At 41.0% G+C, this 20,322-nt stretch carries 27 protein-coding genes and 1 tRNA gene; all 28 read left to right on the forward strand.

The window, feature by feature from the left end:
• Window positions 1–5 precede the first annotated feature (5 nt).
• Window positions 6–557: a hypothetical protein gene (locus FTV04_RS10335; RefSeq protein ID WP_180089417.1), complete on the forward strand. Its 552-nt coding sequence runs from the start codon at window positions 6–8 to the stop codon at window positions 555–557.
• Between the two features lie 202 nt (window positions 558–759).
• Window positions 760–835: transfer RNA gene (locus tag FTV04_RS10340), tRNA-Arg, on the forward strand.
• A 1,198-nt stretch (window positions 836–2,033) separates the two neighbouring features.
• A complete protein-coding gene (locus FTV04_RS10345) occupies window positions 2,034–2,255 on the forward strand; it encodes a transposase (RefSeq protein WP_180063595.1) in 222 nt (73 codons plus the stop codon).
• Between the two features lie 125 nt (window positions 2,256–2,380).
• Entirely contained in the window at window positions 2,381–2,596 is a 216-nt protein-coding gene (locus FTV04_RS10350) for a cold-shock protein (protein WP_180063596.1), read from the forward strand.
• Between the two features lie 2 nt (window positions 2,597–2,598).
• A complete protein-coding gene (locus FTV04_RS10355; protein WP_180073678.1) occupies window positions 2,599–2,811 on the forward strand; it encodes a hypothetical protein in 213 nt (70 codons plus the stop codon).
• Between the two features lie 54 nt (window positions 2,812–2,865).
• Complete coding sequence (locus FTV04_RS10360; RefSeq protein ID WP_180089419.1) at window positions 2,866–3,273, forward strand: hypothetical protein; 408 nt, start codon at window positions 2,866–2,868, stop codon at window positions 3,271–3,273.
• Between the two features lie 106 nt (window positions 3,274–3,379).
• Window positions 3,380–3,649: a hypothetical protein gene (locus FTV04_RS10365; RefSeq protein WP_078190833.1), complete on the forward strand. Its 270-nt coding sequence runs from the start codon at window positions 3,380–3,382 to the stop codon at window positions 3,647–3,649.
• A 367-nt stretch (window positions 3,650–4,016) separates the two neighbouring features.
• Complete coding sequence (locus FTV04_RS10370; protein WP_078190832.1) at window positions 4,017–4,226, forward strand: cold-shock protein; 210 nt, start codon at window positions 4,017–4,019, stop codon at window positions 4,224–4,226.
• 120 nt (window positions 4,227–4,346) lie between these two features.
• Complete coding sequence (locus FTV04_RS10375) at window positions 4,347–4,502, forward strand: hypothetical protein (protein WP_171262648.1); 156 nt, start codon at window positions 4,347–4,349, stop codon at window positions 4,500–4,502.
• Between the two features lie 14 nt (window positions 4,503–4,516).
• Window positions 4,517–5,158 (forward strand): putative metallopeptidase, encoded by a 642-nt coding sequence (locus FTV04_RS10380; RefSeq protein WP_180089421.1) that lies wholly within the window; start codon window positions 4,517–4,519, stop codon window positions 5,156–5,158.
• 58 nt (window positions 5,159–5,216) lie between these two features.
• A complete protein-coding gene (locus FTV04_RS10385; RefSeq protein WP_078190830.1) occupies window positions 5,217–5,711 on the forward strand; it encodes a DUF2280 domain-containing protein in 495 nt (164 codons plus the stop codon).
• Window positions 5,708–7,384, forward strand: a complete 1,677-nt coding sequence (locus FTV04_RS10390) for a terminase (RefSeq protein ID WP_180089423.1) — start codon at window positions 5,708–5,710, stop codon at window positions 7,382–7,384. Before FTV04_RS10385 ends, FTV04_RS10390 begins: the two co-directional genes overlap by 4 nt.
• 12 nt (window positions 7,385–7,396) lie before the next feature.
• A complete protein-coding gene (locus FTV04_RS10395; RefSeq protein ID WP_180089425.1) occupies window positions 7,397–8,857 on the forward strand; it encodes a DUF935 family protein in 1,461 nt (486 codons plus the stop codon).
• Entirely contained in the window at window positions 8,857–9,204 is a 348-nt protein-coding gene (locus FTV04_RS10400; protein ID WP_180089427.1) for a hypothetical protein, read from the forward strand. The genes FTV04_RS10395 and FTV04_RS10400 overlap by 1 nt, the downstream gene beginning before the upstream one ends.
• A complete protein-coding gene (locus FTV04_RS10405) occupies window positions 9,182–10,384 on the forward strand; it encodes a phage minor head protein (RefSeq protein ID WP_180089428.1) in 1,203 nt (400 codons plus the stop codon). The genes FTV04_RS10400 and FTV04_RS10405 overlap by 23 nt, the downstream gene beginning before the upstream one ends.
• Window positions 10,385–10,438: 54 nt before the next feature.
• Entirely contained in the window at window positions 10,439–11,410 is a 972-nt protein-coding gene (locus FTV04_RS10410; protein ID WP_180089430.1) for a hypothetical protein, read from the forward strand.
• A complete protein-coding gene (locus FTV04_RS10415) occupies window positions 11,410–11,793 on the forward strand; it encodes a hypothetical protein (protein ID WP_180089432.1) in 384 nt (127 codons plus the stop codon). Before FTV04_RS10410 ends, FTV04_RS10415 begins: the two co-directional genes overlap by 1 nt.
• Before the next feature lie 3 nt (window positions 11,794–11,796).
• Window positions 11,797–12,873, forward strand: coding sequence for a major capsid protein (locus tag FTV04_RS10420; RefSeq protein WP_180089434.1), 1,077 nt, complete (start codon window positions 11,797–11,799; stop codon window positions 12,871–12,873).
• A gap of 11 nt (window positions 12,874–12,884) precedes the next feature.
• Entirely contained in the window at window positions 12,885–13,241 is a 357-nt protein-coding gene (locus FTV04_RS10425) for a hypothetical protein (RefSeq protein WP_180089436.1), read from the forward strand.
• A 7-nt stretch (window positions 13,242–13,248) separates the two neighbouring features.
• A complete protein-coding gene (locus tag FTV04_RS10430) occupies window positions 13,249–13,689 on the forward strand; it encodes a gp436 family protein (protein ID WP_180089438.1) in 441 nt (146 codons plus the stop codon).
• A gap of 7 nt (window positions 13,690–13,696) precedes the next feature.
• On the forward strand, window positions 13,697–14,248 hold the full coding sequence (locus FTV04_RS10435; RefSeq protein ID WP_180089440.1) for a phage virion morphogenesis protein: 552 nt from the start codon (window positions 13,697–13,699) through the stop codon (window positions 14,246–14,248).
• The gene (locus FTV04_RS10440; RefSeq protein WP_180089442.1) at window positions 14,238–14,669 is read left to right on the forward strand and encodes a hypothetical protein; all 432 of its coding nucleotides are present in this window, start codon (window positions 14,238–14,240) and stop codon (window positions 14,667–14,669) included. The genes FTV04_RS10435 and FTV04_RS10440 overlap by 11 nt, the downstream gene beginning before the upstream one ends.
• A gap of 9 nt (window positions 14,670–14,678) precedes the next feature.
• Window positions 14,679–14,861, forward strand: a complete 183-nt coding sequence (locus FTV04_RS10445; RefSeq protein ID WP_180089444.1) for a hypothetical protein — start codon at window positions 14,679–14,681, stop codon at window positions 14,859–14,861.
• Window positions 14,854–15,591 (forward strand): hypothetical protein, encoded by a 738-nt coding sequence (locus FTV04_RS10450; RefSeq protein ID WP_180089446.1) that lies wholly within the window; start codon window positions 14,854–14,856, stop codon window positions 15,589–15,591. The genes FTV04_RS10445 and FTV04_RS10450 overlap by 8 nt, the downstream gene beginning before the upstream one ends.
• 303 nt (window positions 15,592–15,894) lie before the next feature.
• Complete coding sequence (locus tag FTV04_RS10455; RefSeq protein WP_180089448.1) at window positions 15,895–16,479, forward strand: hypothetical protein; 585 nt, start codon at window positions 15,895–15,897, stop codon at window positions 16,477–16,479.
• Between the two features lie 63 nt (window positions 16,480–16,542).
• Window positions 16,543–16,821, forward strand: a complete 279-nt coding sequence (locus FTV04_RS10460) for a hypothetical protein (protein WP_180010453.1) — start codon at window positions 16,543–16,545, stop codon at window positions 16,819–16,821.
• 10 nt (window positions 16,822–16,831) lie between these two features.
• A complete protein-coding gene (locus FTV04_RS10465; protein ID WP_180010452.1) occupies window positions 16,832–17,398 on the forward strand; it encodes a hypothetical protein in 567 nt (188 codons plus the stop codon).
• An 88-nt stretch (window positions 17,399–17,486) separates the two neighbouring features.
• The gene (locus FTV04_RS16840; RefSeq protein WP_257221026.1) at window positions 17,487–20,306 is read left to right on the forward strand and encodes a tape measure protein; all 2,820 of its coding nucleotides are present in this window, start codon (window positions 17,487–17,489) and stop codon (window positions 20,304–20,306) included.
• The last annotated feature ends 16 nt before the right edge of the window (window positions 20,307–20,322 follow it).

Raw genomic sequence — 20,322 nt, forward strand, 5'->3', positions numbered from 1 at the left:
TTGGGATGAATGCAGTAACAGAAAGATTTGAACCGTTTGAGTGGTTAACCAAAGGTATTACAGCGAAGTCACCAAACTTTGAACCACAGGCACATGGCACTGGGGAGAAGCCTTTGAATTATGAAGATCGTTTGGGTGCGATTGCGAGTATGGAGACGCAATTAGAAAAATCCGTAACGTCAATAATTATCTTTGGAATAAAGTCAGAAATTGATTATCGGTGTGTTCAATCTCATCTTGCTGCAATTATGCAAAGCAATGCGCTTACTGATGGGCGTAGAGAGCCAGAGAAAATCAAAATTTCCGAATTGGCGGATATGATGGCGCGCATGGTAATTGATTTTTCATTAAACCCAGAATTGGAAGCGAATTTCACAAAGCAAGGTCGATTGTATTATGCGGGCATACGCTCATGGCAGATGACATTGAAAGCGTATGATTGCACTTGGAAGCAATACGAAAACTTGATGGTAATAGCGCTTGAGTCAGCTATTGATAGTGCCGCAAAAGCAATCGAGGCATACCGAAAAAAAACTTACAAAGAGTCGAAAAATTAATGCTAGGAAAATTTTCCTGACTAAGGTATAGTTTTACTATACTGGTCGTATTACGCAGTTTCTGACCATGATTAAATTAAGCTCACTAAAAGGTGGGCTTTTTTAATGCCCTGAGAAATGTTTTTGTGTAAGCAATATCAGGGCACCCATGGCGGTTCCTATTAATTTCTAGTGGTTTTTAAATTGATTACCGCCACCCAATGCGCTTATGGCAGAAAGGATTATGCATCGGACTTCTATTCCGACTTATGTGGGTTCGAATCCTACTGGGCGCGCCAATATTCAGGAGATTCACATGCTCCAATTTTTAAAATGCTTATTCGGCTTTCATGGTGCGGTTGAGATTGACCACACGATCGATGGTGATGAGATAAAAGTTTGTCGTAGTTGTTTGAAAGAAGTTGAATAGCAAAAACCCCATTAAGAAATGGGGCCTGAGCAAGAATACATCGCCTGTGTTTTATTAAAAATTAAAAGGATCATATTTAGTATCCTTGATTTTTAGGCCCACTAAAACTGCTGACAAGGTGAGAAGCCCTGAAATTTCTAAAAAGAATATGTCATGTGAAATTGTTGCTAATACCAAACAAGCCACAGATACACAAATAAAAATGCCTAATACGGAATATAGAAAAGAGAGTTTCATGATGAGATATATATTCAAAAAATAAAGCGTGATCAAATTAACATAAAATTTAAGTTATTATTAACGTAAATTATACACAAACAATACACTTTAATCGAAACCTTAAATAGCCGAACGTATTACGGCACGCAAAGCCCCTCGCATTCTAGATGTTGAGGGGTTTTTCTTTTCTTATTTGGTGGTGGGTATGGCTTATATCGTAGTGGGTTTAGTTTCATTCTTATTTGGGTACGGGTTGTGCTTTAAGTGGTTTAAGAAAGACATTGTTGAAAGTAAGCCGATCGCATTTAACGAAGGTGTTTATGTAGCATCTAAAAAGAAGATTGAGCTATGACAGATAAAGTACAAGCAAAACATGACTTAGAAATTTGCATGAAGTGGTGCAATGTTTATCACCTAGATATTGGATAGCTAGCAGAAGGAGAATATATAAATCACAAATATAAATAAAATTGAAATAAAGTTAGGTAAATATTAATATATCTGATATAGTTTGTTTGATCGAATCCGTAAGCGGAACGGTAGTGTTTGAGTTGTTAACGGAATTGCGTATTCCCTCCATTCTGATGTTCAAGCATCAAATTCAAACAGTTAACGCATAGCATGAATTCGCATCATGCCGATCAAGGGAAGCCTGCAGCTATCCGTGGGTTTTCCTTAAATTTTATTTTTAAGATACTAATTTAATTTTTATATCTTTTTTAAATTTCACAGCTACTGTAAATATCATAAGTTTAAATATCTTCTTAAGTGAATTATCTCCAACCTTACAATTGGTTTTATCTTTAAATACTTTCTTGTTTGCAAAAGCTCATCACATGAGTGATTAAATGAACATTTCAAATGGGTGGACAACCGCCGCAGCAATCAATGGCGATGTTATACGTGTAAACATTATTCCATTAAACAAAATTCAAAGCACAATGAATGGACATACTTGGGTTGAAGTTGCAAAGCAAGTTGAACTTGAGTCAGGCAAAAAAATTGAACTGAATTTAGATGGTAAGTCTTTTTATACTGAATTGAATAAGCTTTATAAACTGTACTCTTAATTCGTCAACATTATTCAATACGTCACATAGAGTAAGATTTTTAATTTATTTTTTGTTTTTTACATTTTTAAACTAAGGGTATTTCGAATTTTTCTCTATCACAAAAAATCTATAAGGAAAAATATATGTCTAATTTAACTACTGGCACTGTGAAGTGGTTCAATGATGCAAAAGGTTTTGGTTTTATTGCCGCAGATAATGGTAATGAAGTTTTTGCACATTTTTCTCAAATTATGTCAAATGGTTTTAAAAGCTTAGCTGAAGGGCAACGGGTTCAGTTTTCACAATCTAAAGGACAACGCGGATTTCAGGCAAGTGAAATTGTAGCGATTGATAATTAATTATGAATACGCCATTAAATAAAGTAATGCTGGACGTAGTTGATCAACATGGTGCTGTTTATACAGTAGAAGCTATGTGTGAAAAATCAACTGACGAGCCAAATAGTTTCGGTGATTGTGTCCGTTATCTAAATATAGATGATGAAATAATTAAGCCTAGTTTTGATATGCATTTTTACAGTGATAAAACTGGGAAAATTTTTAAGTTGTCTTGATTTGACTAAGTAATTCAAAGAATCTCCTTCGGGAGGTTTTTTTATGGGTGAAATATGGAACCTGATGCATATAAAGCCCTAACCAACAAGATGCCTCCCAAAAAGAAACCACGTACCAGGCCATTACCTAAGGCCAGTGAAAAATACTTAGAAGCATTCGACCGACTAAAAGAAATATTAGACCGGATGGAAATGAAGTATGAGGAGTACTTTCATTTCAAAAGTACGAAACATTGGCGCTTTGATTTACACCTAATTGAACATCGCATGCTAATTGAAATAGCAACTGGTCCATGGTCTGGCGGTCGTAAGGCCAAACTTGCAACAAAAGCTTGGAGTATGGATCGCTATGACCATGCAGAAGAAATGGGGTATCGATTTCACCGGTTTGAACTTGCAGATATCAATATGGGGCGTGCAACGGCCTGGTTAAAAGCTTTAAAAAAAGATGAATTATTATAAGTTAGATATTTCAAAGCTTATTGTTTCAGGATGTTTGATTACTTTAACTTTCTCATAATATCCGTTAGTTTGGGATTTCAACCTTAACAATTATGAGAAGAAAGTCATGAATAAAAATTTTGAATTACATGTTTTAAGCCAGATTTATGATTTTCTAATAGAGCGAACTGAACATTCACATCAAGGTTTGCATAACAAGGTTCTTGAGTTTTTTAAAGAACTGAATTTAGGTAATGATGATGATTTTGAAATAGTCGATCCTAAAAAGATTGCGGGTAAATTCGGTGCAGTCAATTTCATTCACTTAATTAATGTCCCAAACTTTGATGATAAAGATAGATTTCTAAAGTGGGCATACACGCAGTTGAATCGGTAGTTAATACCAATATGATTTAAAGATATATTTTAAATGCATATTTGATTAAATAGCCCTATAATCCGCTGGCTCATATCAGCGCAAATGAATTGGGTGAAGCCTCACATGAATATGTGGGGCTTTTTTATGCTGATACCTTATATTTAATGCAGAATAAGTAATTTGAACTGTTTTGCATTTCGGCATAATTTGTTGAATTAAACGATTTTGCTCTTGATAGGTTACTTTTAAAATCCAATTTTCAACACACGAATAACATATGTATCAGGATGTTTTAGATTGATTGTTTATATTGGTATAGCTTGATTATTAATCAGATTAAACAAGCGTATTCATCATTAATATTTAAAACATCTAAGGATAAGTAATGACAAATTTAACAACTGGCACCGTCAAATGGTTCAACGAAGCTAAAGGCTATGGGTTCATTCTTAGTGATGCAGGAGAGGATCTTTTTGCACATTATAGTGAGGTCAAAATTGACGGTTTTAAGGTTTTACGTGAAGGCCAAAGAGTAGAGTTTGAAATCACGAATGGGAAAAAGGGAAAGCAAGCTAGTAATATCAACATTATTTAAATCTAATTTCTCTTAAAATGACCCGTCATTAATTGACGGGTTTTTGTCATTAATTGCCATTAAGTTTTAATATTGAAATGCTTAATTTAGGTGAAAATGACATTATAAGAGCAATAAAAAATGACCTTTACTAGAATGCAATTATTGATTGGTGGCTTAATCATAAGTGTCTTTATTTCCACAATATGGATCTACCACGAAAAGAAAAAACAACGTCGTGAAGAGATTCAAAAAATCATTATCGAAGCTAGAGCAGGATTAAGTCACGCTCAATAACAGGAGCTAAACTTATGGATCCCTTTAGACCATTCCCACCGACTGAACTTCTAGATCAGGCTGAGGAAGAAGACGCTATACGCCTTGCACCAGCACAAGAATTACTGGCCTGGGTGAAAGACAATTATCTAACTATGGGTGGCCAACTTCATAACCCAGACCATGATCATATCGCTGAGCTGCTACACGACAATGAAGAGTTTTTGGCATTTGCATGGGCATCTTCAGCGGCTATGGCCAAAAAGCGCATGGTACTGGGTCAATGTGAAAAAGTGATGTTTAACCAAGGCGGATGGAAGAAAGCCCGTCAAGAACAACAAATGCGAGACTGGTTTGGCTTCGTACCTCAGTACTTAATCACAATTGATGCGGCATTCTGTGAGCAAACCTCTGATCGTGAATTCTGCCGTTTGATAGAACACGAGCTATATCACATTGGTGTAGAGCGAGATGAAGATGGCGAGATCATTTATAGCGATGTGACTGGTTTACCAAAGCATTACTTAGCTGGCCATGATGTTGAAGTGTTCTTTGGTGAAATACGTCAGCATGGAATTGATAGCTCAGTACAACGATTATTGGATATTGCTAAAAATGCTCCATTTGTATCGGAGACAAGCATTGCAGCGTGTTGCGGAAACTGTGTGATTAACTGAGCCGAAAGGCTCTTTTTTTTGCCTATCTTGCTATACGTAGCTATACAAAGAGGTGTTTATGGCAGCACTAAAAGAGCCTGTAAAAATGTTTATTGTTCAGTCTCTTGCATGCTTTGAAACCCCTCAACAAGTAGTAGAAGCTGTAAAGCAAGATTATAAGATTGAAATTACCCGTCAACAGGTTGCACTTTATGACCCAACTAAAGTGGCTGGACGTAATCTAAGTAAAAAACTCAAGGATCTATTCAAGCGAACTCGCGAAGATTTTAGGAAAAATATCGAAGACATCGCGATTGCGAATAAGGCTTTTCGACTCATGGAACTTCAAAAGATGTATGAAGACTCAGGTCGAAATAAACGGGCTAAACAAAACCTACTAAAGCAAGCATTCCAAGAAACTGATGGTCGTATCACCAAGCAAGAGATTACGGGCAAAGGTGGCAATCCGATTGAAACTGAGCATAAACATGCACTACCGGCTTATACACCTGAGCAACTGGCAGGAATGAGCGCTCAGGAGCTTTCGCGTTTAGCAATTAATGGTAAATTATGAGTTATTCAATTGAGGAAATAGCACCGCTCATTAAAGAGTGGACCATAAACACTCGTTTACCCGAAGTAATAGCTGAAATGACCAGACGCTATTACTACCGAGCTTTAATTGAACAGAATGAATTAAGTCGCCAGGCCGAAATATACAAATGCAGTCAAGATCCGATTCATTGGTTTAATCATTGGGTCTGGACATACGATCCACGCGGTATGCCATTTGGTTTACCTGCCAACATCCCATTTGTGTTGCGGCCTGGTCAGGTTGATTTGGTTCATTGGCTATTAGAGCGAGAAAGTACCCAAACCCATGGACTGATTGAAAAGTCGCGAGATGAGGGAATGAGTTACGTACTACTCGGTTTCTATTTACACCGTTGGCTGTATGTAGATGGATTTGCCGGTGGAGTTGGAAGCCGTAAAGAGGATTTAGTCGATAAGAAAGGCGATCCAAAGACGCTATTACACAAATTCCGCGATATGTTTTCAAAACTCCCTGATTGGATGAGGCCTGAAGGTTTTGTGGCGAAAGTCCATGATAACTACCTTCGAATCATTAACCCTGATAATGGCTCAACTGTTACGGGTGAAGCCGGTGACAACATTGGTCGTGGTGGACGTACCACAATGTACTTTCTAGATGAATGGGCATTCGTAGAACGTCAGGAAGCGGTGGATGCTGCAATCTCGCAGAACACCAATGTACATATCAAAGGGTCAACTCCCAATGGTATTGGTGACCGCTTTTATCAGGATCGTTTCAGTGGTCGATATGCTGTATTCACAATGCCATGGCGCTTGAATCCAGATAAGAATTGGCAGGTTGAGCTGAGAGGCAAGTTGATCTACCCATGGTACGAAAAACAAGTGGCCACCTTAGATGATGTGGTATTAGCTCAGGAAGTAGATATTAACTATGCGGCATCGGTCGAAGGCGTCTTGATCCCATCAGCTTGGGTTCAATCTGCTATTGATGCTCATAAGAGACTCGATATACGCCCTTCAGGTGATCGAATTGGTGGCTTAGACGTTGCAGATGAGGGTAAGGATAAAAACTCATTTGCAGGACGTCATGGTGTTGTTTTGAATTATCTAGACACATGGTCTGGTAAGGGTGATGACATCTTTGGGACGACTCAGAAGGCAATTGATATCTGTTTGGATCTGAATATTCGAGCATTTCTCTATGATGCAGATGGCCTGGGCGCAGGTGTACGTGGTGATGCACGAGTCATTAATGAGCGCAATGAGGATCAAGGTATTGCTGAAATTCAAACTGATCCATTTAGAGGTTCAGGTTCAGTTCATGAGCCTGATGAAGAAATGGTAGAGGCTCGCAAGAATATTGATTTCTTTGCCAACCTTAAAGCCCAAATGTGGTGGTCGCTTCGTATGCGTTTCCAAAATACATACAGGGCATTGAATGGCATGGAATACGATCCTGATTCAATCATTTCACTGAGCTCTGATGATTTGAATGAGTCTGAGCTGAAAGCATTGACCGTGGAATTATCTCAGCCGACCTACACCAAAAATGGTGCAGGGAAGATATTAGTCAATAAACAACCTGCAGGTGCAGCTTCACCAAACAGAGCTGATAGCGTGATGATCTGCTTTAGTGATGTGCAAGAACAAGAGACTAAGCAACCTTATGTTGCTGGTAATCGAATCTTTTAATTAGGTGCTGACATGGCTAAGTCTAAAAAGGACAAAGAATCTAAGAAGGCTTTGTCCAAGGGGAGTCTGTACTCTCAAGAAGCTGTTTTTAATTTTCTAACCAATTTCGGCCGTCAGCCTGATAACGATGAAGTACTTCGTAAAGCTGGCATTTCTCGACACAAGCTACGTGTACTGTTAGATGACGATGAAATTGCCCAGGCCGTTGAAACACGCATTGATGCATTGCTTTCAACCCCATATCAGTTGGAACCTAGTGATTCTGCTGCTTCTAAAACGTTAAAGCTCATACTTGACGAATGGTACTGTGAAATTGCTACTGCATCTCTGAATGCTTTGTTCTTTGGTTATGCAGTACAAGAGGCGGTCTACGAGCTTAAACCCGAAGGTTATATTGGTTTGCAGTGGATTGGTGAAAAGCCAATGCAGTGGTTTGAACCTAAGAACGACGGACGTTTGATTTTACGCAAGGAAGGAAATTCTCAGGAACTTGTCGTTGATCAGATGTTTAAGTTTTTCCTTACACGTCGTAAAGCCACATATGAGCAGCCATACGGTAAAGCCATGTTGGCAACCCTATATTGGCTTTCATTCTTTAAACAAAACGGCTTTAAGTTTTGGGCTAAGTTTCTTGAACGCTTTGGTACCCCAATCCTAGTGGGTAAAGTTGGCAGTAAAATCACAACCGAAGCAATGAGTCATGCACTGTTAGATGCTCATGCTCAAAGTATTCTATCGATCGATGCCAAAGACAGCGTTGAGGTGCTATCTGCTCAAGGTGCAAATGGTACCGCAGGATCTGCCTTTGAGATGTTTAATAAGACATTGATACAGCAGATTCAAAAAGTTGTACTCGGTCAAACTCTTACCAGTGGTACTGATGGTAAAGGGAGTTATGGCCTGGGTAAGGTTCATGAAAATGTACGACTTGATAAGCTTAAATCTGATATTCGTTTAGTGACTCCAACTGTTCAGGCTGTAGTAAATGCTTTGTGTGTTCTGAATAATTGGGAACCGCACAAAATTAAGTTAGGCGAGAAAGAAAAAGTACTGAACGTCGAGCAGGCCACTCGCGATACACATTTAAAAAATGCAGGTGCAAACCTTTCAGATCAGTACTTCATTCGTGAATATGGTCTACAGGAAGGTGATTTAAAACCCGCTATAGATGCGTCTCAGCAGTTATTTTCAGCTTTACCTAAACGTGCATTTAGCTTTAAAGCCCAGGCCAATAAACTTTCAGCTGAACAGCAAAAAGTTGAGGAATTAACCGATGGCCAAAAGGATCTGCAGCTTTTAAGTAATGAGCAGATTAAGCAACTTGTTGCTGAGTCGGATAGTCCTGAAGGCTTGGCATTCAATTTAATGCAGTTGATTCCGTCTGTATCTGAATCTCAGTTTAAGGCCAATTTAGATCAGGCTTTATATGCTGCAGATGTATTGGGGTATGCGACAGCACAGGGTGGGAAGTGATGAATAAGAAATGTGATTCGTGTCGCCGTGGCTTTAATGGTCGAAATGGTAATGGCTACTCACCATGCAGTTGCAAAAAAGCTATTTATGCTACTCCAATGACGGCACTAGAGTGTGAAAATTTTAAAGCTGCCATGAAAAAGGATTTGAGTGAAAATCCTCTTTACTCAAAAAGAAGCCGTATTGAAGCTATTCCTGAGTTTGTGCCGCCACCTCCTCTGGTTGCTTGGAATAATTCTGAATATAAAACGATTTATCCATGGTTCTATCATGCCGCCATTTACTTTGTGTTGGGTTTAATAGTCGGGATTGTGGGGTGTTTATATGCAACCGGTTACATTCCTTGAAGCGCTTCAGTACGCGCATGACAAAAAGATTGTGCTACCTGATGAGTTTTACTCAATGGACTTAAAGACTAGGCAGATGGCTACTACGGTGAGTTTTCTATCGAGTCTTGAGCAAGTTGAGACGGTCATAAAGTCATTGAATAAGACTTTGGCCAATGGTGGAACGTTTAATGATTTTCAGAAGCTCGTTGCTGAGTCAGAGATCATACTATCTAAGCATTATCTAGATACCGTATTTCGTACCAATATCCAAAGTGCTTATGGTCATGGGCGATGGCAGCAGCAGAATCGAAATAAAGCCAAACGCCCTTATCTAATGTACTCGGCTATCGATGATAGTCGTGTACGTCCTGCACATTTGGCATTGAATCGAATTGTACTGCCGATTGATCATCCATTTTGGCTGACACATTACCCACCATTAGGCTTTCGTTGCCGTTGTACAGTCATCGCACTTACAGAAGCTCAGGCACTCAAATACGGTATTACACCGGATGATAAGTTGCCGGAAGTTGCTGAGGCCTTAGACTGGTCATCGCATCCTTTGCAATTTGGTGATTTGGAAGCATTGGTTGATAAAAAGATCAATGTGTCAGTACTAGATAAGGAATACCTCCTCGAGCAGAAAGAAGTCATCAAGGCTGAATGGACTGCATCGAATAAGCTTACGAGTCTATTAGCTCCTATGGATGATAAGACTCGGGACTTATTCAATACGGTGGCCAATGAAGTAATTCCATTAGATCCATCGATTCGACCAAGTGCTATTCGTACTTTCTTGGATTATGTACTAGGCAATGACCAGGCCATTACAGGTTATTTGAATAGTAAAACCTCATCCAAGGCTGCCCAAGTGCTTAAGCAATGGTTGGTTCAGGATATGGCAGCGATTCATTCAGTGGCCAAAAACTCCTCAGATGTTATTACAGGTGCAACCTCACTGGCTTACGCAGCTTCACTTGAAGTAGGCAAGGTGTTGACCTTGGATGCACCAATGCTTTTGGCAGGTCAGTCAAACATCATGATTCAGATTGAAAATGCTAATGGCCTGGGGATTGATCTTGAATTACTAAATGCCGGGGAAGGGATCTTGCTACCTTCGGGAATAACTTTTGAAGTTGTTTCGATAGAGATGGTTGAGGGGAAAATGGTTTACACACTGAAGGCATTGATAAATTAAATTGAAATTAACTAGAGACCGTCCGAAAGGGCGGTTTTTTTATGGAGCATGAAAATGCCAATAGATGAAAAACAGGATCACTACTGTTTTCGGTTGGGTGATTTAAGTGTTGATCCAGCTGAAGACGGAAAAAAGAAGCGAACCTTTTCAGGTATTGCGTATAGCGGTGAAGTTATTACGGATCACTGGTATTGGACTCGCGTCATCTTTGATTTGGACAGCATGCAAATTAAAGGGCGAATTCCTGCACTACTTGAGCATAGCTCTCGACAACGTGCAGGAGCTATCAATAGCCACACGATTAGCCATCAGGATGGTTTAGTTGTGCAAGGTGATCTGATGAGTAATGAGTTTGGTGCTCAGGTTGCTCAGGATTCTGACGATGGCTTTCCATGGCAGATGTCAGTTCGAATTGAGCCAGCAAAAACGGAAGAGGTGGCAGCCGATCAGACGGTCATCGTGAATGGCAAGACTTTGCAAGGACCAATCACAGTATTTCGTGGTGGTCGTATCCGCGAAGTTTCATTTTGCGCTTTAGGTGCAGATGAAAACACCATGGCTGTAGCTGCAAGCCATAATCCACAAACGTTTACCCCAACCCAAGAGGACACTAACGTGACCGAATTAGAACAAACCCAGGCCAAATTAAAGCAGGCTGAAACAGACCGCGATGCTGCACAAGCCGAACTTAAAAAGTTCAAAGCAGATAAGCGTGAAGATGACATTAAAAGCTTAGAAACAGCAATGAATAAACAATTCAGCGCTGAAGAAAAGAAATCCTACACCGATATGGATGACGCTGCTTTTGCATTTATGTCTCAACAGTTAATGCAATTCTCTGCAGGTAATCAACCACCAGTTGGTCAGCAGCAACAGCAAAACAATACGGTACCACTGCAATTTGCACACTTGTTTAGCCATCAGGCCACAGGTGGTCAGGGTGATCAACAAGGGCAAGGCAATCAGCAGGGTACAGCCCTAGACCAAGCTTTTAGTAAGTTCGCAGCCTCTCAGGAGCAAAAATAATGGGAACCATTACTCAAACAATCACGACTACACAGCTTGTAGTGGGTGATGGCGTTCGTACAGAAAACGCCAAAGTAAAAACGGCTACCGCATACAAACGTGGTGATTTGCTGAAGGTGGGGGCAAATAATGTTGCTGACCATCCCGAAATTGCGCTTGAAGTCGTGGGTGATTGGAATGCGATTGCGATTTCTGACTTTACTGCAGAGCAGGCAACTTACCATGCAGCCAATGGCCTGGAAATGCCAATTTACGTACAAGGTGCATTTGATATTGCTGTTGTGACTGTGAATGGCACGCCATTAACGGAAGCTCAATATGACGCAGTACGTGCCCAAGCTTTAATCAACAAAATCGAACTTCGTAAAGTCGTGGGGAAATAATCAATGAGTCAGTCGTTTACTTTTCAAAATGCACCAGTTGAACTACTGGATGTACCTCAGTTGGTACTATTAACGGATACTACTCAAAAGGTGGACACATGGTTGATGGATCGTTTCTTCCCTCAGCGTGTGTCGTACACTAAAACAGAAGTACCTGTAGGTGAGTTAAATACCGCAACTCCGCTTGCGCCATTTGTTACACCGACAGCTGCGGGCCGTCAAATTAAGGTTGGTGAATCTGGCAACGTGAAATTTGTTAAACCGGCTTATTTAAAGCCGATGATGACGGTCATGCCAAGTGATGTGCAAAATACTGCGCTAATCACTCAGCTGCGTAAATTTGGTGTCATTGCAACAGGTTCAAATCGTTTAAGCGATGCAGATCTTCTATTGATTGATCAGGCTCAAAAGGCTTTATACCTGCGCCAGTCCATTGAAAATCGAAAGTTGCTGATTGCTCGTGATGTATTGCTCTATGGTAAGACAACATTCGCTTCTGCTGACTTCCCAATGTATGAAGTGGATTATGAGCGTAATGCTGCCTGTACTTTTGCACCATTAATCAAATGGGGGCAAGTGGGTGCAACGCCTGTGAAAGATATTCAATCGATGATTGATCTATCTGTAGAACATTCAGGTACGTCTCCAAACATGGCACTGACCACATCGAAGGTCTACAACACACTAATCAAAGATCCTGAGTTCAAGGAGAAGTTCATTGCGCCTTATGCAGGCATTAGTGTTCCTCTTACCCCAACGTTTGATCAAATCGATAAGCCACAATTCCGTGGTACGGTCGACAACATTGAAATTTGGACGTATGACGTTCAACACAGTATTGGTGGCGGTACACCAGATCGTTTTATTCCAGAAGACTTCTTCGGTCTAATCTCTGATGCTAATGGGTGGATTGCTCACTGTGCTATCCAAAACGTAGAAGCTTTTGGCCAAGCTCTAGAGTTCTATCTAAGCCAATGGCAAGAAAAGAACCCTTCAAGCATCCAAATGCTTGCTGAATCATCTCCATTGGCGATTCCAAACAATAAGAATGGCCTGGTAGGCGGTCGCGGGTTCGTATAAGGAAAATTATTATGACGAAGTATATTGCAAAGCAGTCGCTTGGGCATTTCCGTCCAGGCCAAGAAATCACAGGGCTTGAAGCTAAACAACTTCAGGCCCTTTTAGCATCTGGGGCGATTGAAGAATATCAAGAACCTTTAGCACCTGAGGCCGATGGTGCAGCCGCTCGCTTAGCAGAGCTTGAAAAAGCCAATACTGATCTTCTTACAGCAAATAAGCTGATGACTGATGAAAAGGTCAAATCAGATCAGGAGAATGGCGAGCTTAAAGCGAAGGTTGCAGAGCTTGAAAAAGCATTAGCTGCACCTGAAACTGCCATAAAAAAAGCAACTGCTGAAGCGAAGAAGGCTGCTACAGAAGCCAAGTAGGTGATCCATGTATGCGACTAAATCTGACTTAGTGGCGCGATTTGGTGATGAGTTGGAGCAATTGTTAATGATGCTACCCAATGTCACCGCTGTAGATGATGCCATTCAGGACGCGACAGAGGAAATTAACGGTCACATAGGTGGCCGTTATTCTTTGCCGTTACCCAATGTGCCAAGTAACTTGAAACGTATGGCATGTGATATTGCACGCTATCGCTTGTATTTCCAGCAACCAACGGAAGAAGTCCGAAAGCGCTATGAGGATGCAATCTCATTCTTAAAGCGCGTGGCTGAAAACAAGGCGCATTTACAGATCCAGTCTGAGGAATCGGACGAGATTATTGATGATGAGCCTACAAAGAAGCCAAGTACTTTACCTATTGGTAGTACTTATCGTGGTGGGGTATTTGGTGACGATGTCTTAAATATGATGCCTAGCATCAAGTGAGGCTGATATGTCAGGCGTAGCAATTACCATTGAGGCAGATGGTGAGTCTGCCGTTATGCAGGCTTTGGAACGTTTATCAAATTTCGATCAAAGCAAACCAAAGCTCTTTGATGCTATTGGTCATTCGGTTGTGAGCAATATTCGCAACCGGTGGACCAATGGTGAGGGCTTGGAAGGTAAGTGGCGTTTATCAGGTCGGGTTGCCCGTAAAGGTGGTACCACTTTGCGTGATACATCAAGGCTTATGAATTCTATTACTCATAATGTACTAGGTGGTGGTGTTGAAATTGGAACTGACGTGGAATATGGCGCTATTCATCACTTCGGTGGCGAAATCTACTATGAAGCGCGTATGCGTCGCACCTACTTTCGACAAAATCAACGCACCGGCCTGGTTGGCAATAAGTTTGTACGTAAAGCGCGTTCCAATTTTATGCAGGAAAGCATGAGTAAGGCCTACAAGGTGAATATGCCGCGTAGACCATTCCTAGGCCTAACCGAAAGCGATGAATTGCAAGTGATGGATTTAATTGTGGAGCATTTAACAAATGACGGATGAAGATAATTTCTTTGCTGTGCGAAGTGAAATTGAAGAAAAGCTAAAAGAAATTCCTGATTTCAAGGAGATCTATACACCGGCTAATTCTGCAAAAGTAACAGAGCTGTCACAGGTCACCCCGAATGCTCAAATATATTACCGACGCGTCCGAAAGTCAGATGATGTTGGGCGATCTGCAATGATGAGTTTAGGGCAGCAATGGGAAGTCACAATTTGCGAACGTCATGCCGCTTCACAGCAAAAAGATGGCTCGGCCGTATTAGATCGTGTAGGCAAGTTAACGATGAAAGTATTAAAGCTTTTATCCGGTTGGAAGCCTGCATCCAGTAATCGTCCATTAAGTATGGTCGCGATCGAAGAAGATTATTCACCAACGTGTGTATATATCACCTTGGTGTTTGAATCAAAAATGTTTGTATAGGAGCCATTCATGGCAAAACAATATAAAGCCCGGCAACCAGTCGGGCGTTTTAATTCAGGGGATATCGTTGGTGGTTTAAACGAATCTCAAATTCAGGATCTACTTCAGCGTGGTGTGATTGAATTGGATAAAAAGCCTACCCAGGCCAAAGCAACTCAAGCCAAAAAAGAAGAGGTGAAAACCGATGGCTAAAAATTATATCTCACTGCAGGGCAAATTCTATTTGTCAGAAATTGCCAATGGTGTCGCAGGTGCTATGCGTCATATCGGTAACGTGCCTGAATTTGAACTTGAAATCACAACTGATCAGGTTGAGCACACAGAAAGCACATCCGGTCAGCGTACAACAGACTTTGTGCTAACCAAGACCACAGGTGTTAACTTCTCGGGGCAACTTGAAGAAGTGGATGATGCCAACCTTCAGTACATCCTTTCTGGTATGAAGTCAGAAGTTGCAAGCGATACGGTGACAGATCAAGCACTTGGTACCGTGAAAGTCGGTGAAGAAATTAAGCTCAATGGTTACAGTTTATCTGCTGTTGCATTTACTGCAGGTTCAACAGCTATTGATGAATCGAAATATGAGCTTGATGCTGTGTTTGGTACCGTCATCTTTAAAGAGGCGATTGCTGAACCGATCACGGCCACTTATACCACTGGTGCAGTAAGTCATACCACCATTGCTAGTGATTTCAACAAAGAATATGAATTGTTCTTTAAAGGGATTAACACCGCAACCGGTGACAATATGGCTGTTCGCTTATGGCGTACCAAAAAATCACCAGAAACCACCTTCCCATTGATTCATGAAGACCTTGGCCAATATGAAATTTCGGGTCAAGCCTTATCTGATGTGACGAAGGGAGCGGATGCAACACTTGGTCTATATGGCCATGTTGTGACAATTCCGGCAGCTGTCTAGCCCATACAGGCACAAAGAACTCCACGGCGCATTAGCGTCTTTTTTTGTGCCCATAAAAAGCAAAAGCCCAGCGACTGCAATCGCTGGGCTTTTTTTATTTCCAATACTTTAATAAGGATTAGAAAAAAACTTGTATGAATGATTTTATCACAAACTTAAATGGGTTGTTGAAAATGACAGCAGATATTTCGATATGGCGATTAGTATTTTTGTTATTGGCTGTGATAGTTTGCATTCTTGCTTGGCAATCACCGCAGTTTTTTAAAGCTTATCTTGAGTATAAAAAACACAAGGGCGGTGATAATGAATGAGTTTTTTTTAGTAAATAATCGAAGCATTACGATTGGCGATATTAATATTCGCCAACTGTGCATGCATAACTTTGACGAATGGGGCCTGGCAGCGCAAGCCGTTAAAGGTTATTTAAAAGGTCATTCAGATGAAATTAATGGCGAGCTTCTGAAGGCGCACACAAGCCACGTTTTTACATTGCTGAGTAAATCCACACACCTAGATGAAACAGCGCTTATTTCGATGGCTGAGGCGTCAGAATCATTATTGATTCAGCTTGTTGGCGCAATGATTAAAGTGAATGATGCATTCTTTAGTGAAAAAGAGTCAAAACGCAAATCTAGGCGAAAGTCACAGAGTAAAAATGCGGATCAGGCCAATTGGTTTGATAGTTTCCAACTGCTTATTGAGTCTGGTCATCACTCCGCAGACATAATGCAAATGAGCTACGGTGCTTTCACCAACTATCTAAAAGCAGCTCAAAAGCAACGATCACAAAACCTCTTAACAAATACACATCTAATGCGTGCAGCACAGCATGCGAAAGATAAAGCTTATGCAAAACTAACAGATGAGCTGAAACCGAGTGAAGATTAAGCATTGTTATGTGTAATTGATCACGCTAATATCCAGTAAATACTTAAAACACTGGGGGATATAGTGAAAAAACTACTTGTTGCTGCAACATTGATGACTGCATTTTCATTTGCCAATGCAAATTTAACCAACGCTGGCATTAATGGTGAGCGTGTTCGTGTGGGTGATACTTACGGGCAGATCGTTGGAAAACTTGGTCAGCCATCTTCTACATACGACTTCACTAAAAATGTGAATGGCAAAGAAACACCGGTGCGCGAAGTGTCATACAACAGCGATGGTAAGACCTACACGATTACTATTGAGAATGGCAAAGTGACAAGTATTAAGACTTCGCGTTGAGGGTTTGATTGTGAATATTAAGGTTTTGATTGTAGCTGCTGTATTAATTGTTGGTGGGTTGTTTTACTTCGTTAATCAGAGCAATAAGGCAGATGTAGAGCGACTAAAGCAAGCTGAGATTGCACACCAACAGAAGCTCGAGAAGGAAAAAGCTGCGGAACTAAATGAGCAATATGGTGGCTCCCCAATTAAAGAAGAAACTATTAATAAGATTGTTGATGCCAAGATGGAAAAAACAGTGGAGGTTACTCCACAGCAAGCACAAGAGTTAAATAAAATTATTCTTGAGTGGGCGGATGCAGCAACAGTAGCAGGTGCTACAAGTAGAATTGCTTTATCGCAACCAGTGGCAAAAATGCAGGAAATTAAAAGAGGTATTTCTTCAAAAAAGTATCAGGGGTGTGTTGAGTCTACACGCTTATTATATATGGATGCCATGTCAACAAATATTAATGCTTATCTGGAGTTTATGAAGGGTAAAGAATATGAGTTTCAAGCAGCATCACTATTAACAGACTATCAAAAGCAATTGGAAATGGCTGAAAGAGAGAAGAAAAATTGCACAATATTGCAATAATAAAAAAGCACCCTAAGGTGCTTTTTGTATATTTGATACATACCCACCATTGAGTGGGTTTTTTATTGCTAGAAATTTGAGGTTCGCCATGTCTGGAAAAAATCTAACTTTTAAATTAGTGATGGATGCTGATACCAAGACATTTATTACCAACATGAACCAGTCGGAAAAGGCTGCTAGAGGTGCGCTTGATGCAATTAGAACCGGCTCAGCCAACATGGTTGCTGATACTGGTAGCGCCGCAAAGGAGGTTGGTGAGCTTGGAACGCAATCACAAGAGGCAGCTCAACAAGTTAATAAGCTTGATCGAGAGCTTGGAGAAACAAATAAGGAATTACAACAAACAGAATCATTTACTCAGCAAGCATCAAATGAAATACAGGGTTTAAAAACTGGTTTCACTGCTTTAACCGGTGCGCTTGCCGCTCTTGGTATTGGCACTTCTGCAATGGAAATTGCTCAGACTGCGGATGAGTATAAGAATTTATCTGGACGTATTAATATCGCAATTGGTGAACATGGCAATCTACAAAAAGCCATGGATGATGTAAAAAACGTAGCAATTGCGACTAATTCAAATTTAACTGCTACAGGTGACTTGTATTCTCGACTAACCAAGATTGGTCAGGAAATAAAATGGCCTCAAGAGCAGGCTTTGGCTCTTACCGAAACTATTAATAAAGCAATTCAAGTGGGTGGTGGATCGGCGGCATCTAATGAAGCAGCTATTACACAGTTAAATCAGGCCTTAGGTTCTGGTGTTCTACGTGGTGATGAATTTAACTCCATAATGGAGCAGTCACCACGTTTAGCGCAGGCTTTAGCAGATGGTTTAGGTGTAACAACTGGTAAGCTTCGTGAACTAGCAGGCGAAGGAAAGCTCACAACAGATGTTGTGACAAAAGCCCTTCTAAGTCAGGCCGAAGTAATCAACACTGAGTATGCAAAGTTTCCAGCAACAATAGGGGCTTCAATTGAAAACCTTAAAACAGCATGGACTGTATATATTGGTGAGGCGGATGCGGCTACCGGTGCAAGTGAGAAGGTTGTTAATGCAATCAAATATGTTGCTGAAAACCTAGATACCATTGTTTCAACATTAACTTTAGCCGGACAAGCTTTCATTGCTTATAAAGCATTAAATATTGCAAGCGTGTTCCTTGATAAAGCAGCAGGTGTGAGAGCAGCTTCTACTGCAATTGCACAAGAAACAACGGTGGTGGTTGCAAATACACAAGCTCAAATTGCGAATGCAGCAGCCACGCGAGGTGCAGCTGCAGCCAAAACCCAGCTTGCCACCAATTCAGCGGCTGCAAGCACATCGATGGCCGCTACTGGTGGTTCAGTTATGACTTTAATTAGTCGGCTGGGTGCTTTAGGTGTGGCGATTACTGCTGTGGGTGTGTTAGTGGGTGCAGTCGCGGTTCCAATTGGTACTGCACTCGGAGAGGGTTTTGCTAAGCTTAAAGGGTATGGTAAGGCGTTTGAAGATCTTGAAAATCAAATTGCTTTAGAAACAGCAAGAGCAAAAGTCTCAGCTGAAATTAAAGAGGAGCAGGCAGCTGCAGCTGAAAAAGCACGAGACAAAACCTATCAACTAACAGAAGAATGTAAAAAATTAATTGCGCAGTTTGATGAGTTAATCAAAAAAGGTGAACCAACCAAAGAGGCTTTGGAGAAAATATCCAATGCTATGAAATTTGATTCAACTAAAGGGATTAATGATTCAGTAACTGCACTAATTCTTCTACAAGAACAAGGCAAAATTACAAGTGAGGAATTACAACTCAGCTTAAGCCAGGCCTTAGACGGTAAAGATCTCTTGGTATTCGAAACAAATGCCAAGGCTGCATTTGCTGGAACATCTAAGGAAGCAGAAAAAACAGCCGCATTAACTGAAGCTGTAATGAAGGCCTCATTAGAGCGCACGGGGCTTAGCACAGAGCAACTGCAAGGTAAGTTTTCACTTGCATTTCAATCGGCCAGTAATGATGTGCAGGTTGTGCTTAACAATCTTGATGCTTATAAGGCAAAGGGTATCGATACTGGTCTTGCATTATCTGCAAACCTTAATAAAGCAATTGATACGGCTCAAACACGCGCTGAATTGGATTATGCGAAAAGCAAACTGATTGAACTTGAAAAACAAGGCTTAATTACTGGCGAGCAGGTCGCTCTTGGCTTAACTAAGATTGAGCAAAAAGCCAAACAATTGCCGGTAGCATTAAATCCAGTTCAAGCAGCTTTTAGTGCACTTGGGATACAAACTAAAGAGCAATTAAACGATGCTGCAACAAGTGCTCAACGTAATTTTGATGTGGTGAGTAAAAGTGGTCAGGCAGCAGCAGATGGTATTCAGCAGGCATACAAGTTAATGCTGGATGCAACCATTGCTACTGGTGATAAAGCCAAAATTGCTATAGCTCAAGCAAAGGCCGCAAGCCTTGGCCTGGAGGTCCAACTCGATGCAACTGGAAAAGCCACTGTTTCTAAACTCGGTGAGATTCAGCAAGCTGCAATTGCAACTCAGCGCACTATGAGTCAGGTTTCTAGAGCTGAAACGCCAAGTAACCCAACAGGGGTTTCAGACGGTCTTGCTGGCCAAGACTTCTGGGAAGAATTCAAAGCTGAACGCGCCAAGATCAATGAGGCTACCAAAGCGCGGATGGCGCTGGTTAATGGCAAAGGAGGCGGCAACTTTTCACAGCTTACTGTCAATCCTGCAGTGTCCGCGATGGCACCATCTGTGGAGCCTGTAGACATTAATACCGAACCGCTGGAAGCAACATCATTCGGTACGGTTCAAGTGGATCTGCGTACAGATAGCGGAACCAAGCCAGTGCAAGTCATGGCTGGCAGCGAACAGAACCTGCTGGACGCCTTGGCTGAAATGAAAAAACGATCTTAAGGGCCCACCGATTGGT

The sequence above is a fragment of the Acinetobacter sp. YH12219 genome (genome assembly GCF_013417875.1).
Taxonomy (GTDB): domain Bacteria; phylum Pseudomonadota; class Gammaproteobacteria; order Pseudomonadales; family Moraxellaceae; genus Acinetobacter; species Acinetobacter amyesii.